Raw genomic sequence first — 15,699 nt, 5'->3', positions numbered from 1 at the left:
CGCACATGTGGGGAGGCGGTGCCAATGCCGTGTATTGTTTCGTATTTGGTATGGCTTCCTGTTCAGGCCAGAAACCGTCGGACGCAAACAGGATTGAGGCGGCAACCTGCCCCCGGTCCTCTTGTGTCGAGAGACGTTGCCACCGCAATATCGAACGAAAATCGGGACCGTCCTCCCGCCATTCCAAGTGCTGCGCGAAAAACCCTTCCAACAGCGCGACCTGACAAACACCACTTTGGTGAAGGCTGAGTTTAAGCATGCGCCTATATGCGTTACTCGTTAGGTAGACGTCATTGTGGTTGACAAAAAACGACCAGCATTCGGACCGGGGCTTGGCGTCCGCGATCGCGAATCTGAATGCGGTAGTCTTAGCCATCGCCAAAAAGACCTTTAATCGTCGCCTCGTAGATTCCCCTTCTAGGGATTGGTTGGCTCCTCGACTACACTGTCGTAGTGATGTTCGCGAAGAAGTCGTGTGGTGACGCCACCCTTACTACTAGAAGTCCGTTGCGCGAAGAGATCGCCTACCATTCCGTCGAGATTTCGCAGCGCATCACTTGAGCCCCCCGCTCGACGAAAACCGTCGCGAAACAGAGCATAGGCAGCTTGGCCGTGTGTCCATACCGCGCCAGCGATCACTGCAAATAGAAGGTCGCGGTCCTCGCCACCGGTCGTCAACGAGATCGCCCGAGCCCAGAACGGAAGATTGTCCTCGGTCAAGTAACACAACATCAGGCAGGCCCCTATCGCATGGTCGCGCCGCTCTGCCTCGACGCTCTGCTCAAGGACCGACATCCAGATATGGGGACTGTAAGTGAGGTAGTTACGGTAAGAAAACTGTTCCACCCAAGTGGCCATCCAATCCTTCAGCGCAGCTTCGCTGCTTTCGCAAATGTCGTCAGAATTGGTTGCGGCATCGTAACATCGATGCGCCTCGGCGAAGTGCCCGCAGAACAAATGCGCGTCACCCGCGCAGATCGCGACCTGCGGTTTCGCGTCAGCCTCATACGCATGGTCGTAAAGAGTAGCTGCCATTCGGTGACGGCCGCGAAAAAAAAGAGCAGCAGCCAGTTCTGCCAGGAAATAGCCTCGTCTAAGGTAGTCGGGATACTTCCGGCGGGCCAAGTTGTACTGCCGGACAGCCCTCGACATCGCGCCGGAGATTCGCAGGGCATTCCCGAAGGAATAGTGGATCGCCGATTGCCGCTCCGGCGTCTCCGCCGCATGGAACTCAAGCGCGTCGACATAGAACCTCGACGCCGTGGCCAGACGCTCTTCGAAGGGAAGGCTACTGCTCAGGAGGCTGTGGACGTAGAGAAGGTATGCCTCATCCTGGCGCTCGTGGATGCCGTTCAGGGCGGCAAGGTCACCTGCCAAAGTTGGGTGCTCGTTCAGTCGGGCAGCGACTACCGCCGCAACATTTCGGCTTTGACATCTGTAGCGGCGCTGCCGAATCAGCGTTGCCAAATCGCGTGCTTGCGAGATGAACTCATATCCACATGCGAAGTGGGCCAGCACGTAGGAGAGCTGTGCCGCAATCTCGTGACGATCGAAACTCTTAAGGTGGACAGTGATCGACGCGATCATGTCTATCCGCGACCGCAGATATTCGCCGTCGAGGTGAACCATGACGGGGAGGCATTCGCTGGGGTCCAATGACGTCCCTACGATCCGGCAGGAAGACGTGATCTCGGCGACTGCGCAACTCAGCTCAAACGAATGTGGGCCACCGCAGCGCCTCTCATCGATGCCCAAGCCGAGCGACAGCTGTCGCGAGGCCAGGCGGATTGTCCGGTACACCTTAAACGTGCGGACGATGGCTTCTGGATCAGCGTCCGACCAAGCATCGGTTTCGCAGAAGCGTATGGTCACGGTTTTGGTCTCGGGTTGGCCGATCTCGGCGAACACATTGGAAAGCCACTTCCAGTGGAAGCTATCGTCCACGCTGCAGTAGCGCACCACGATCGAGGGGCAGTCGAGGCTACCTAGGTAGAGGAGCCGATCCATCTTCATCGCAACTGAAAGCGCCTCTGTCGGATCGTCGGTCGCTTTGAGCTGCACAAGAAAGATCAGCCCCGTTGCCTCGTCGCGGTCGTCGAAGACCTCGACCTCGAGATCGACACCATAATCCTCGTCCTTGCGCCGACAAACCCAACGGCTCGGCAGGGCCTGCTCGTACCGCCGGATGGATTCGGCTTCAAGCTGGTGGCTTCGGGATCGCTTCGGCATTTCGCACAATTATCGCCGCCGTTGGCGGATTGGTAGGGCCTCACGCCATTTCTTTCTGTCGCGTTTTGTCCCGCTCGGCCACCTAACGACGGTTCTGCGTCGGCGCAGGTATGAAGCGAGAGTAGAGGGCCCCGCCGAGACGACCTCCGAGCGTCCGAGTACACCGATCCAGGGTCCCAAGCGGACTGTCCGGATACGGCCCAAAATCAGCCGGTCAGCAATGCGCCCGATGTCGGCCGTTGAGGTGATCTTTCCTGTTGCCCGATAGCTGACGTTGCCGGCGGCACCAACGATTTCGATGTCTTAACAAGCATTGGCCTCTCCGGAAGCTTCCCTTGAAACCTCGGGGAAGCACCGGGGGAGCATGCAGAGCTGCATCCCATCGCCACGAATTCTGTTGTGGACGGCGCAAGTGGTCAAGTGGTCACGCCGCCGCCGTGGCTAAGGGAGCGAGGATTCCCGCTGGCTCCCTCGCAGGAAACCTACCCGCTGCGACAGCCTGCGCGATCACTTCAGCGTAGGGGTCAGGTTGCTCTCGAAGCTGCCCATCGAAAACCTTTCGTCGGAGGCACTCGGCGACAAGGGCGCTCATGTCGGCGATCGGATCGTCGCCATAGTCTCGGTAGTACCTCGCGTACTTCGAGGAATCGTAGACATCCGGCGCTCCGCCGTGGATTACCGAGTTCCGCAATCGCATCAGCAGAAGCACACGGGTACGATCGAGCTTTCCCCCGAACAGTTCATCCACCCCGCGCGCAACAGCCTCCGTTGCGCCGTTTGCATCCCCAAACATCGAGTCGATCGTGATGCAGTCTATTGGGAACCGCTCGCTGTCCGGTAGAAACCAAGCCCTGTAGAAGTACTGCAGCGATTTCAGCTTCTTGATATCGGCCTCGCTGCTGGAAGCGAGAGCCCTATCAATCACTTCAAGCCAAACACCATCCTCGACCCCTAGCACAACGTCCTCGCCGAGTGCCGGCGTATGTGGCGAGCTGTCGGAAAAGGACCATCCATCACGAACGCCCACCACTCCGCCGAAAACCTTCCGGCCGGTAAACTGGTGTCGGTAGTGATGCATTACGGTGAGGGAGATCGCCCCTAAGATCGATGCTCGATATTTTTTTGCCACCTCAGGCGATGGAGCGGTGACAAGGAGCCAGCTCGTCGGGGTTTGGGTCTTGTGCTTCCAGTCGCTGAATGGCGGGAATAGATGACCATCGACGTAGCCGCGTGGCAGGTTCGCGAGCGGCGTTTGTGCTGCAAGACCAGTCGCTGTCGAGAGCGAGAATACCGCCCCCTCAAACGCATCTCTCATCTGGATGGTGACCAGCGGAAAGAGGCAAGTTTCTAGAGGCGGAGTGAGGATATCGCTCTCTGCGAACTGGTCGACAAGCAAGTCAACTTGCTCCTTCGATATCCGCTCCAGGAGTGAGGTTTCAGCGCGGCTGAAAATGTTGTTGCCCGCAACAAGGTGGTACCGGTCCGTGAGGAAAGACCGCAGCTTCTCAAAGGAATGGCCCAACGGAAGATAACGGAGATGTGGCGGCCCGAGGGACCTCAGCTTCATCACCGCAGGCATCAGCTTCTTTCGACGGAAGAAAAGCGTGACAGAAATGCCGCCTAAGGCGGGATGCCTATCGCGTCGGCCAAGGATGAATGCGCTGGCAAGGCCGTCTTCGCCAACGGTGTTGTAGGTTGCGGCAAGCAGCCCCACGATAATTTCACGCATCTGTACCGCGTTCACGACACCTCCATTAGCTGGCCCATTCGCGTGGATTGTTTCTACTAGACCCCTGCTTCTTCGGAACGTGCAAGAACTCTTCACTCACAAGCAAGAGGCTTTGGTTCTCGCCGCGTCCTCTAGCGGGCTCACAGTCGGCTTTCGGCAAGGAAACCGTGTTAGGAAGGTCCGGATTGGATCAGGGCCTGCATTTTGGGGTCGGAGGAAGGTCTTGAACGGGTCAGTCAGGGACCTCGGAGCTACCGAATCGAATGTCCGCTGTCGCTTTTTGAACGCCAGAAACTGCCGGTCGGCAAACGGCCCCTCGTTCTAACGGAACGCTTCGCGCCCCTCCAATGAGCCATTGAGGTGTTTGTTTGCTTCCTTCCTGCACCGCCATTCCCGCCGATCAATTTCTGCGCTCACGGCAAGTGCTCAGTGTTTGCCCTGCTCGATCGCGACCTTGAGTTCTTCCACCTTCTCCCTATGCTCAGTGTCAGCCAGCGTTTCCAGTCGCTTTGTGGTTTCATCCCAATCCAGAAACACGCTGACAGCCGATTGCTGGAGCGGGTAATATACCCGGTCGCTCACGGCCCAACTGCGCAGCTTGTCCAGGAGGAAAAGAAAGCCTTCATCGGGTTCGGTGAATTTCGTGACCCAGGCCTTTGGCTCTTCCAGGCCTGACAGGTCCCTCCAGCCAAAGAGGTAGGCTGCTAGATCCGGCATCTTCGAAAGATCGCCATCGTTCACCTGAGCGGTAGCACGCGTCTTCAAGCTATTCAGGAGGTCAGTCAGCTTCTCACGGTCGAAGGCCGAGCCATCAGGATTTGCCCGTTCACCGACGAGGCCATGCATGAAAAGCTCGTCTCTGATGAAGTGCCCGATCAGCCAGTTCAGCGACGGACAGTCTGAGGCGAGCTTGGTGGCTGCCGAGGTAAAGGCATCGTGGTCCAACGTCTTCAACTGTTTGAGGCAACCCCTCACCACACGTTCCGCGATATCCGAGACTGACAGCGACAACGGCCGCGGACTGTTGTCTTCGGCAAGGATGACATCCATGCCGTTGGATATGGCTTCTATCAGACCTGAGAGCCTCGATGCGCCGAGGCTTCTGATCATGTCGTCATCCAGCCGGTCCAGTAAATGTTCGAACCAACTCCTTCCTGACGACCTCCTTTTCCGGGCGAGAGCGACGAGTTTCTCCGTCAGCGCCGACGTGTGGCTCGTTGCGAGGGCGAGCAACGCGTTGAACTCGTCATCCGGCATTATCGTTTTCGGATACGTCAGCGCGAAGTAGTAGCGGTAATGGATCGGGCTGCCCAGACGGCGCAGCGCGATCATGTTTTTCACTTCGCCTACGCTTGAGCTCGAAAAGACGCATTGCTCGGGACTGTCGTTCTTGATGATGCCTGGAATGAACCGGCGCAGGCTCCAGATTGACTGCGTGGACATTGCGTCGTCTGACGGCAGAAGCTCCTGAAGCCGCTTGCCGATCTCCTTCTTGTCGTGGCTGCTGATTGTACCATCGCCTGTGACGAGGACCGAGCGTAGCGAGAGATATTCCTCGATCCAACGATAGAGAGCCGGGTTCGTTGTCTTGATCAGGTGCAACCGGCAGACGTCGGGGAAATAGACATCGTCCTTGATCGAGGGATACAGGAACCGGAGGCTGTTGAGAGCAAGCTTGACCTCTCGCGGGGTCCGTAGTGCGCCACCTTCGCGGTCCACCCCAACTTTAAGATCGGAGAGGAGCTCACTAGTCGCGGGGCTTCCGGTGACTTCCTCGAAGATGGCCAAAGCCTCTGTGAGGAATTGCTCCCGCAAGTCGAATGGCTCGGGGAGTGGTATAGTGAAGGTCAGCTGGATGATTTTTTGAAGGAACTGATCTCCATCGGATATCTTCAGGCCAGTCATAAGCGCGTGGGATAGGGCCGCCCGATCATAGCACATCAGGTAGGTAATCTTCGGGAAATCGGCGACCGACCTCACCAGCCGGACCACCTCAACGGCTTGTTCGGGCTCAAGCCGGTCGAGGTCGTCCAGAATGACGACGAAGCCGATTTTGAGCTCGGAAATCCTCTTGGAAATGTTGGCTTTGATTTCGGCAGTCGTCTGTTGGCGTTCAGACTGCTCAAGGTACTCAGAAGCCAAATCCAACGAGTCTCCCGCGATCTTCGCACCGGGAATGAAATATTCAGCCAACCGCGCGGCCGGCGCCAACGTCCGCCCTGTTTTCGCGCCGTACGACCGGACGAGATTGCCGAGGTCGGTTCCTTTCTTCTTCAGCTGCTTCCAACGGCTCTGTTTGGCGTGCGCGTTTTCAATCTGATCCAGAATGTCCGCTATTGGGATAAGCAGGGAGGATACGAGATTGGACCGATCTCCGCTGAGCCATGGCGCGATGTTTATGACGTGGATGTGCTCCGGCTTGCTCTTGTCCAGCTCGTGCCGCAGGAAGTTCAGCAGCGTGGTCTTGCCTGATCCCCAAGGCCCCTCCAGGCCAACGACCATGCCGTCTGTTTCGAACGTCTTCAGAATTGCGGGTGCGAGTCTTCTGGCTATGCCCACAAAGCCAAAAAGATCGGCCGCCTCGGCATTCAAGGGCCGGTCGGAGTCAGGTTGCGTTGGTGGCTTCATATATTTTTGATCAGCTCCAGCTAGATGTTCCATGGAGCTGATTAAGGCATACACATCTGAGGCGCAAAAGAGAAGCCTACTATGCGCCTCAGCAGCTTTGGGGGCGAAGGCAGGGAGGGACACAAGGGACCGGCGGTGTATCCCACGGCCACACTTAGGAGCGAAAAGGGCCGAGGCCGGAAACATCCGCCCTCAACACATGTTCGCATTCGACGCCTCCGATCATGGCTTAACGCGCAGAAAGCTGGCAGTTGGTCTTTGAGATCATTCGACGTTCGAAGGTCCGCTACTGACGATCCGAGCCTCGGAGCCGTCGGTCCACTCTCGGCCCGAAAGCGGTCAGCGCACGGTTCTACAAGTAGGGATCGCGCGACGGACGCGCTCAACAAGTGCGCGAATCTCTTCAGACTGACGCAGTAGCTCTCCGCTGGTCCGCAGGTTTTGCAGGCGCTGTTGGTTGCGCTGGGCTAGCCATTCCTGGCGCTGATTTTCCTTTTCGATCCGCTCCCGCTCTGCGCGCTCCTCGGCTTCCCGCAGGCTAGCTCTGAACTTTTTCTCGCCCGCCACGATGATCGCAGCCGCAATCTCAGCGATCTTTGACTCAAGCTTGGCGTCACCGTCATCCTGCCAAGAAACCGTATTCTTGCGATCGAAACCTGGATCGATCCGCAGCGCGATAAGGGTTGATGCTGGCAGGTCTGGCGCCGGCCGCAGGTACCCATGCTGACGCACGGTGCGGTGGCTACCGACTATTCCAATGTCCAAACCAAGATAGGAATCGCCGATGGTTGCTCGCGCATGAACTTCGCCATCGCGCTCGTAGGCATCACCGTCATGGCCACGCTTGCTGAGCGCCAAAAACAGCGCATTGAAGATTTTCAGCCGCCGCTTGCCTAGTGGATTGTCGAACTTGGGTTCGTCAAAGCTCCACTCACGCTCTGCATTTTTGTCGCGGCGGCGCTGCTCCTGCTTGAGCAGTTGAACGAGCCCTTTGTGGGGCCTGTCCAACGTCTGCGGGACAGAGACTTTGCCAATCGCCTTCAACTCTTGTGCGTGGAGTTCGTCGAGGTCTTCTGGAACCAGGGCGGACGCAAATGGCCCATTGGATGCAAGAGGGGCGGCAATAGGCAGCACCTTTTTGAAGCGGCCGTCGACACCTACTCGACCCAGTTCACCGGGGCGCCGCGGTGGCGCCTTGGGTACTGATGGCACCCTCTTTCCGGCACGGATTTTGTTCCAATAACCTTGCGGCGGCGACGCTACTCCGCTTCGCGTCAGCAGCTTCTTTAGCCCGACGTCGGACAGTTCGAGCTTTGCCGCCAAGTCCCGCATCGGTGCAGACCAGGCGAACGCAATCAGATCGTCAGGCAACACAAGAATGTCATTCTGCCACACGGCGGCTTATCTCCATTTTGTTCAGCCAGACTGCTTTTGGCACGCCTTCGCAGTGTCGATATGACACGCCGGCCAGTGCCATCTAAGGTCAAATCTGGCGACTCCGACGTGCCCGCGATCGTGCCAGAGATGCGCTCTCGTCATCAAGGCGGCTTCAGATCGGCTGCGGCTGAAGCGGCGCTCTCAGTGCACATCAGCGGTATGCTCTAGAAGCGATCCGCCTCCTTTCGTAGTTCTTAGCGCAACAGGGGACACCCGGGTATTCCCGCGTGGCAGAGCGAGTTTTGGTGCTATCGAGCGAGAGCCACGAAATACGACCGAAGAACGATGGCGAGATAAAAGGCCGCGAGGTGCGGCGTCGATCGGTTGTGTTGTTTCAAGTGGTTATGCCGCATTTTCGCGAGGTGCGGGTCTTTGCTGCACCTCCCAAGATCGTCGATTTTCGTTCTTCGTCCGTAGCTTAGTGCGATGTGCGGCAGCCCGACTGGCTTTTGTGGGGCCCGGGAAGGAGGGCGTGGTCAGAGACTGTTCTTGAGGTGGCCGCTCGTCGGTAGATAACGAGCTGTTGGATAGACCACGTTAGAACCTCGCCGACCTAGCCCGAAGTCCCCCCGGATCGGCGAACGGCTCGCTGCAGCAGAGGGGCTTCAGCTCGGCCCGTAGAGCCGACGTCGCCAGCGCCGGCCGTAGGATGCCGGCCGAGCGCAGGCTTGTAGGCTGGCGCCATCCTCCGCACGGCGGATACATTGGCTTCACCGCCCCAATGGAAGCGCCGGTCGCGACAAGCCCGCGCTCAATCGGAGCTTCCGCAGGGCGGTTAGGCACGGCATCCTAAGATGCAGGCGCTACGCATCGCCCCAGCCGCCCTGGCTCTCGACTGCTTGGATGTGTTGATCCTGACACGAATGCGCAAACCGTCGTGCTACGCTTTGATGGTTCGACGTCACTGGCGTGATGGGCATCAATGCTAATGGAAGAGGTTGCCATGTCTAGGATCCAACCGACGAGCTTGCACCTCCACTCCGGCAGCGCAGTCGTTCCTCGTCGGTTACGGCGGCGCTTGGTGCAGAGCCGCCGAGCCGAGACCAAGAACTGTCCATGAGTCTTCGAGCGCTGCTTGACGCGCACAAGATAGCTTATGCTGAGTTCGGCAAAGCCCTATACGAGTTAGGCGGTGGCAGCGGCGACCCCGCCAGAGCCAGCCGGCAAGAGCAGAGGGCGCTCTCGCCATCTGCGGCTATCCTGCCGTCGGGGGAGGGGATCGCCTAGCCAAGGCCCGATATCTTTTAGAGATGGAGTCGCGCGGCGAACTCGACCTCGCATAGCAGGCAGTCCTTCAATCGACGATTTGGGAGGTATGATGCGACCGGCGCACGCACGGTCGGGTAATGAACTTTTGGGTATGCGCCTCATATTGGACGCAGAAGGTTAGTTTGTGTGCCCGTAACGCGTCTCACAAGAGGCGCATCGGTTTGCTACTGCAGCGTGATGACCGTCGGATTGCGACGACCACGTTCCAGGCCGCTTAGATATTGCTGGCTGAACCTGAGCGCGCTTCCACCTTGCCTTCTCCCGACGCAAGCGACCGAAATTTCGGCCGCGAGTTCGAGCATTTCCATGTGCGTAGACTTGGCAGCTTACACACGTTGAGTTTATCAACTTCTTTATTCGTCAAGCTCCGACTTCGTTCCCTGCAGATCAGCTGAGGGGCGCTTCAGCAATTCCGCGGCGTCCACGCCCAGCACTTCGGCCAGCCTATCAACGACGTCGATGCTGGCGTTATACACGTTGCGTTCCAACGCACTAATGTAGGTGCGATCGATCCCTGCCTGATGCGCAAGCTCCTCCTGTGACAGGCCTTTGGTCTGCCGCAAAGTTCTCAGGTTGCGCGCGAACACCTCTCGGATTTCCATAGATACGAGAGCAGTGCCTTGAAGAGTATTTCACCACGGAGTATTCTCGACAATCGACGTTCGGAGATTCGGGATCCGTGATTGGTTTGGGACGGGAGAGCTTCCGCTCGAGTTCATGCTTCTCTTCGCGGTCGGCGTGCAGCCGCCGCAAGATGGGGTTGGAAAGGCTGGTGAACCGGATCTTCAATGCCGCCCTTAAGGTATTTTTTCTGCGGCTGAGACGAGTATCCCCGGGCCGCAAGACCCTACTGGCGATTGGTGCCGCAAATCCGGCATCAAACTCTCTGACCATTCGCGTAATCCACCAAAGGCCAGAAAGCGGACCAGGAAGGTTTCGCACTCCCTGTTCATTGGAGGTTTGGTGAGTTTGGCCGGAGCATACCGCGACGAACTCTCCAGTCTGGAGTGATATATGCAGCATCAGAAGGCTTTTCCGGAATCGAAGCGCACCAGATTTGAGGTGTTGACAAGGGCTGGAGCGGAGACCGCGCCTCATCCCACCGATCAGCATGTTGGCAGGCAGATCGCGATCATTCGCGTCCAGTCAGACGTCTCGCAGGCACAGCTTGCCCGATCCATAGGTGTCAGCTTCCAGCAGCTTCAGAAATATGAGAACGCGAGGAATCGCGTGAGTGCTTCCATGCTCTACGAGATCGGCAGGTCCCTGGACGTCCCCGTCCGTCGCTTCTTCGAAGGCCTGCCTGGGAATGAGACCAGCCGTGAAGCTTCGCCCCTGCCTGTCGACGAGCGCATCGACTTCATTGCAAGCGCGGAAGGCCGGCGCCTGATCGAGGGGCTGATGCATCTTCCTTCACGAGTGCGTGGTCGCATGGCAGCTGTAATCGCCGCATTGGGCGAGGAATTAGCGGAACCCGATTCCTATAGGGACACCAAGGCGACCGAACCCATGCCTGCCAACCGCAAGTCCATTTGAAAGGTGGTTGCGGCGGTTTCGTAGCAACCTGGGAGTATCGCCAGCAGGTAAATCAAAGCCGGGCGGTTCCCATGCCGCAGCTTCGCACCGGCCATCTGCCGTGTGCCTCCTTTTCCTCTACCTCGAAGTGAAAATCCCTGAATCGTTTCGCCTCGAAGCGAGGCAGCATGTCGGAAAGTTGGGCCCTGGTGACGTCAAGGGAGCGGCTCAGAGACTTCTTCTCCTGAAAGACTGCACAGCATGGCACCGCATCAACAAGCTACGGTCCCTGAAAGTGGAGGGTCGTTTACAGGCCTTCGACGCGTAAGGATCGCCCCCTGTGCGTGCGTCAGGAAAAGCGCCGCGGCGGGCTCTGCCCACAAGAAACTCAGTCGATAAGGCCTAGGACGTCATCACTCTGGCCTGGCTGTGCAACGAAGACTTGTCCAATCGCCAAATAGACTAAGGTCCGTCCTGGCAAAATCCGAAGTCAGCAGCCCGATCGGAGCATGGCATCTCGGCGGCGATCGCCAGCTCTTCCGCAGAGATGGCGCCGCCTGAATCAAGCCCAAGTTCAAAAAGTGGGGGCGACTGGATCATTATCGTTGCCCTTATGGAAGCCACCAAGTAGTTGTTGCGTAGTGGAGGACTGAATACATCATGCAAATAGAATCACCGGTCGGATCACGGCTCGCTACGTGATCGTGCTTCGTCAACGAAAGCTATCATTGGACCGCGGCTTCCGGCTGGGGAGATTATTATCCGTGCTCGAAGCGTCTTCGCTGGTCTATACAGTTGGACAAATTGGCTCAAATTGGACCCGATCCTTGACCGAGCTTCGAGGAGACAGCTTGACTTGGGGTTGAGACATCCGTGAACCGCCTGATCAACGTGACCATCCGTGTTGAACGAAAGCCTTAAGCAGGTGCCGGAAGCCAGATGCGGCCTTCCAGGCAGCTCTGATGTCAGGATAAAGTTTAGAAGGGGTCTAACTATCCCTAGGCCAATTACGCTGCGAGGAATGGCCCTAGCGCACGATGGCATAATGGGTGCTGTCGCGATGCTACTAGCATTTGTGTTGCGACTGGATTTTGATGGCTTCCTGCTAAATTGGCCGGTATTGCTTGGAGCAGCTACCCTCTTCGGGGTCATGGTCAGTACGGCAGGTTTCTTGCTGGGACTAAACCGCGGAATATGGCGCTATGCGTCGCTTCCTGATTTGGTAGCAATCGCTGGCGCGACTAGCGTGGCCATCGCGCTCTTTATTGTCGCTGAGTTCCTTCTGATTCGGCTGAATGCGATCCCACGCTCTTCTGTTGTCATAGCCTGGGCGTTCACCGTCGTGCTGTTGGCCGGACCTCGCGCTGCGTATCGAGTTTACCGCAATCACCATGACAGCAAACGAAGAAGAAAGGCCGAACCCGCCGGGGGAAGAAACGTGCTCTTGATCGGAGCTACCGACAATGCGGAAGCTTTCCTGAGGGCTATAAAGGAAAGGGATCGTGCCTCATTTGAGGTGCTGGCAATCATTGACGAGAGAGGACGAAGAACAGGCCGATCTATCCGCGGAGTTCCAGTTATGGGGCCTTTGGAACGGCTACCCCAGATTCTCTCCCGATTTGAGGCTCGGGGGCGCCGCCCAGAGGCGATAATCCTCACGCGATCACGTGATGATTATGAACGTCATGCCAGCATTGAAGCGCTGGTCGAAATTGCCGCAACTCAGAAGCTAGAAATCCTTCGGCTGCCAAATTTGCTCGATATGCAAAGCATCGATGCGGAGATCGAACTGCGGCCAATCAAGCTGGAGGACCTTCTGCAACGAGACCCCGTTCGACTGGACGTGCCCAAGATCCAGTCGATGATTCAGGGTAAGACCATCATGATTACAGGGGCCGGTGGCTCCATTGGATCTGAGTTGGCACGACAGATTGCTGACCTGAAGCCCGGAAGCCTAATTCTTCTCGATGCCAGCGAATTCGCGCTCTACACAATCAAGTCCGAGCTGTCTCAGAGATGGCAAAATATCGATATCCAAGCCGCTCTTTGCAACGTGCGGGAAAAAGAGGCGGTGCGCACGATCGTTGAACGCTTCAAACCTGATGTGCTGTTCCATGCTGCGGCACTGAAGCATGTGCCGATGGTTGAGGCTCAGCCGCTCGAAGGCATTTTCACCAATGCAATCGGAACACGAAATGTCGCCGATGCGGCGCTCAGTGCAAATGTATCCAGGATGATCATGGTGTCGACCGACAAGGCGGTAAATCCCGCCAATGTTATGGGGGCAACCAAGCGAATGGCGGAGATGTATTGCCAGGCGTTGGACCTCGACCCGGAGGTCATCGGCACGCGGTTCATCACAGTTCGGTTCGGCAATGTCTTGGGGTCGGCTGGCTCGGTCGTCCCTCTTTTCGAACAGCAGATCAAGGCGGGTGGTCCTGTGACCGTCACTCATGCCGATATGGAACGCTTTTTCATGACGATCCCTGAGGCCTGTCTCCTCGTTCTACAGGCGGCGGCATACACCCCCGCGCCACAGCATGAGCGAGGCCGGATTTTCGTGCTCGATATGGGGTCTCCGGTGAAAATCGTCGATTTGGCACGAAATCTTATTCGGCTCTCGGGACGGCGACCGGGCAAGGATATTCAGATTATCTACACGGGGCTGCGGCCAGGAGAGAAGCTCTACGAGGAGCTGTTCGACAGCAAAGAGACCTTGAGTGAGACAGGAGCCCCAGGCATCTTGGCCGCATCGTCGCGGTCGATCAAACGTGCTGTCATTGTGCGCATTTTTGATGAAATGCAATGCGTGGTCAGCGCCCGGGATCTGCAAGGCGCCGTGAAGCTCCTCAAATCGACTGTGCCGGAGTTCACTCCCGGCATCGAAGATCACCTGCTGATGAGCATCAAGCGTTCGGCTGAGTCATGAACCTCGCGACCGCGGCTTTGTGCGGCAGCCCGTCACCAGACCGAATTAACGAGAAGTTGCGGGTGCTGGTCGTCAGTCAGCATTTTTGGCCCGAAACGTTCAGAATCAACGAGGTTGTCGAGTCGCTTCGCTCGTGTGGGTGCGACGTTGAGGTTTTGTCCGGTCAGCCGAACTATCCGCATGGCCAAATATTTGAAGGCTACCGAGCGCTTAGCTCAGGGACTCAAATTCATCCGTCCGGGTACCTGATACACCGGGTGCCTGTTGTACCGCGAGGCAAAGGCGGGGGGCTACGGAGAGTGTGGAATTACCTCTCATTCGTCGTGTCGGGGAGCATCATCGGGCTATTTTTAACGCGATCCAAGCGATACGATATTGTCTTCGTGTATGCGAACTCCCCGATTCTGCAAGGATTGGTAGGGGCCGTTTTCAGACAGTTCAAATCTGCCGCTCATGTGATTTGGGTCCAGGATCTGTGGCCGGACAATTTGGAAGAAACAGGGTTTGTTCGCAACCAGCGAGTGCTGAGCGCTGTGGAGGCCCTCACTCGTTTCATTTACCAACGTTCCGACCTTCTTCTAGCCCAGTCACGCGGTTTCATCGCAAAGATACGCGCCGTTGCCGGCGATGCGGTGCCAATCGCATACCACCCCAATCCTGGCGATTTGAATCTGGCGGTGGATAGCAAATTCACGGGTTCGCCTCTGGATCTTACGCGCGGGTTCAATGTCGTGTTTGCGGGTAATCTCGGGTCAGCTCAGGCGCTGGAGACAGTTTTAGACGCGGCAGGCCGAATATCAGATCCCGAGATCAACATCGTGCTTGTTGGAAGTGGAAGCCGGTCTGAGTGGCTCAGGACCGAAATTGAGCGACTTCATCTCACCAATGTCATGCTAGTAGGACGATTTCCGCCAGAGGCAATGCCGGCGGTATTTGCACAGGCCTCTGCTCTCCTAGTCACACTTAACCGGGCAAAGGGTTTAGGTTTGACGGTGCCGAGCAAAATCCCGACATACTTAGCAGCTGGGCGCCCCATCTTGGCGTGCCTTGATGGCGAGGCGGCCGATATCGTAAGCGAGGCCAAGGCGGGCCTAGTTGTGCCAGCCGAAGACAGCATAGCCCTGGCAGAGACAATCATACGATTGAAGGGCCTCCCAAGAGAAACGCGGGAGGCGATGGGTACTGCGGGGCGTGAATATTTCAATCAGCATTTCGCACCTGGTCCACTCGCTCTTGATTTAGTCGAACATTTCCGTCGGGCTTTAAGGGAGCGACGAGCATCACGGAGATAGCGAGAGATACCATGGCTCAATCGACGCACCCCAGAATCCTTGTCCTCGGTGCCTCGGGCATGCTGGGCAATGCAGTTTTCAGATTCTTTGCGAACAGCGAAGGCTACGTAGTTTTTGGCTCCACCCGTTCAAATAATCTGCATCCTGTTTTTCCAGAAAGTCGGGCGACGCTGATCGACGCAGGCGACGTCGAGAATTTTGATGGACTAAGCAAGATTTTCGCGGTGGCAAACCCGGATGTGGTCATAAATTGCATTGGGCTTGTCAAGCAGATGTCATCTGTGAATGACCCTCTCGCCGCAATTCCGATTAATGCAGTTTTGCCGCATCGGCTGGCACGCCTCTGCGCAGTCGCGAGGGCTCGTCTCGTTCATATCAGTACCGATTGTGTCTTTGACGGTGCGGCCGGGAACTACAGCGAAAGTGCCCGGCCCAATGCTGATGATTTATACGGGCGGAGCAAGCTGCTGGGCGAAGTAGTTTGTGAGAACTCGATAACCCTTCGGACTTCGATAATCGGCCGCGAGTTGAACACTTCACACGGCTTGGTCGACTGGTTTTTGAGCCAACAGGCTGACGTGAAAGGGTTCACCCGAGCCGTATTTTCCGGACTGCCTACCGTGGAACTCGCCAGGATCATTCGCGATTTCGTCCTGCCAAATATCAAACTC

At 57.1% G+C, this 15,699-nt stretch carries 10 protein-coding genes and 1 pseudogene; 4 read left to right on the top strand and 7 right to left on the bottom strand.

What is annotated here, in order from left to right; all coding sequences use genetic code 11:
* From EN964_RS38110 to EN964_RS06665, 7 genes and pseudogenes are all read right to left on the bottom strand, one after another.
* The coding region (locus EN964_RS38110) for a hypothetical protein (RefSeq protein ID WP_206528699.1) at window positions 1-259 on the bottom strand (259 nt) is incomplete at its 3' end.
* 158 nt (window positions 260-417) lie between these two features.
* A complete protein-coding gene (locus EN964_RS06695; RefSeq protein WP_127271159.1) occupies window positions 418-2,229 on the bottom strand; it encodes a DUF4365 domain-containing protein in 1,812 nt (603 codons plus the stop codon).
* A 424-nt stretch (window positions 2,230-2,653) separates the two neighbouring features.
* Window positions 2,654-3,973 (bottom strand): hypothetical protein, encoded by a 1,320-nt coding sequence (locus EN964_RS06690; RefSeq protein WP_127268971.1) that lies wholly within the window; start codon window positions 3,971-3,973, stop codon window positions 2,654-2,656.
* A 411-nt stretch (window positions 3,974-4,384) separates the two neighbouring features.
* Window positions 4,385-6,586, bottom strand: a complete 2,202-nt coding sequence (locus EN964_RS06685) for a P-loop NTPase fold protein (protein WP_127268970.1) — start codon at window positions 6,584-6,586, stop codon at window positions 4,385-4,387.
* A gap of 339 nt (window positions 6,587-6,925) precedes the next feature.
* Window positions 6,926-7,981, bottom strand: a complete 1,056-nt coding sequence (locus EN964_RS06680) for a hypothetical protein (RefSeq protein WP_127271157.1) — start codon at window positions 7,979-7,981, stop codon at window positions 6,926-6,928.
* Window positions 7,982-9,462: 1,481 nt separating this feature from the next.
* Window positions 9,463-9,562: pseudogene (locus EN964_RS39360) on the bottom strand (transcriptional regulator); the annotation flags it as partial.
* A gap of 83 nt (window positions 9,563-9,645) precedes the next feature.
* Window positions 9,646-9,894 (bottom strand): helix-turn-helix domain-containing protein, encoded by a 249-nt coding sequence (locus tag EN964_RS06665; RefSeq protein WP_127268922.1) that lies wholly within the window; start codon window positions 9,892-9,894, stop codon window positions 9,646-9,648.
* Window positions 9,895-10,306: 412 nt separating this feature from the next.
* On the opposite strand from EN964_RS06665, the gene EN964_RS06660 reads away from it, so the two are divergent.
* The 4 genes from EN964_RS06660 to EN964_RS06645 all read left to right on the top strand — a co-directional run.
* Complete coding sequence (locus tag EN964_RS06660) at window positions 10,307-10,828, top strand: helix-turn-helix domain-containing protein (RefSeq protein ID WP_127268924.1); 522 nt, start codon at window positions 10,307-10,309, stop codon at window positions 10,826-10,828.
* Window positions 10,829-11,852: 1,024 nt separating this feature from the next.
* On the top strand, window positions 11,853-13,736 hold the full coding sequence (locus tag EN964_RS06655; protein WP_164748680.1) for a nucleoside-diphosphate sugar epimerase/dehydratase: 1,884 nt from the start codon (window positions 11,853-11,855) through the stop codon (window positions 13,734-13,736).
* Window positions 13,733-15,028, top strand: coding sequence for a glycosyltransferase family 4 protein (locus EN964_RS06650; RefSeq protein ID WP_127268928.1), 1,296 nt, complete (start codon window positions 13,733-13,735; stop codon window positions 15,026-15,028). The genes EN964_RS06655 and EN964_RS06650 overlap by 4 nt, the downstream gene beginning before the upstream one ends.
* An 11-nt stretch (window positions 15,029-15,039) precedes the next feature.
* A partial coding sequence (locus tag EN964_RS06645; RefSeq protein ID WP_164775746.1) for an SDR family oxidoreductase occupies window positions 15,040-15,699 on the top strand: 660 nt, incomplete at its 3' end.

The sequence above is a fragment of the Mesorhizobium sp. M7A.F.Ca.CA.001.10.2.1 genome (genome assembly GCF_003998575.1).
Taxonomy (GTDB): Bacteria; Pseudomonadota; Alphaproteobacteria; order Rhizobiales; family Rhizobiaceae; genus Mesorhizobium.
Note: the sequence above shows the minus strand (reverse complement) of the source record. Positions and strands in the feature narration are given on the sequence as shown.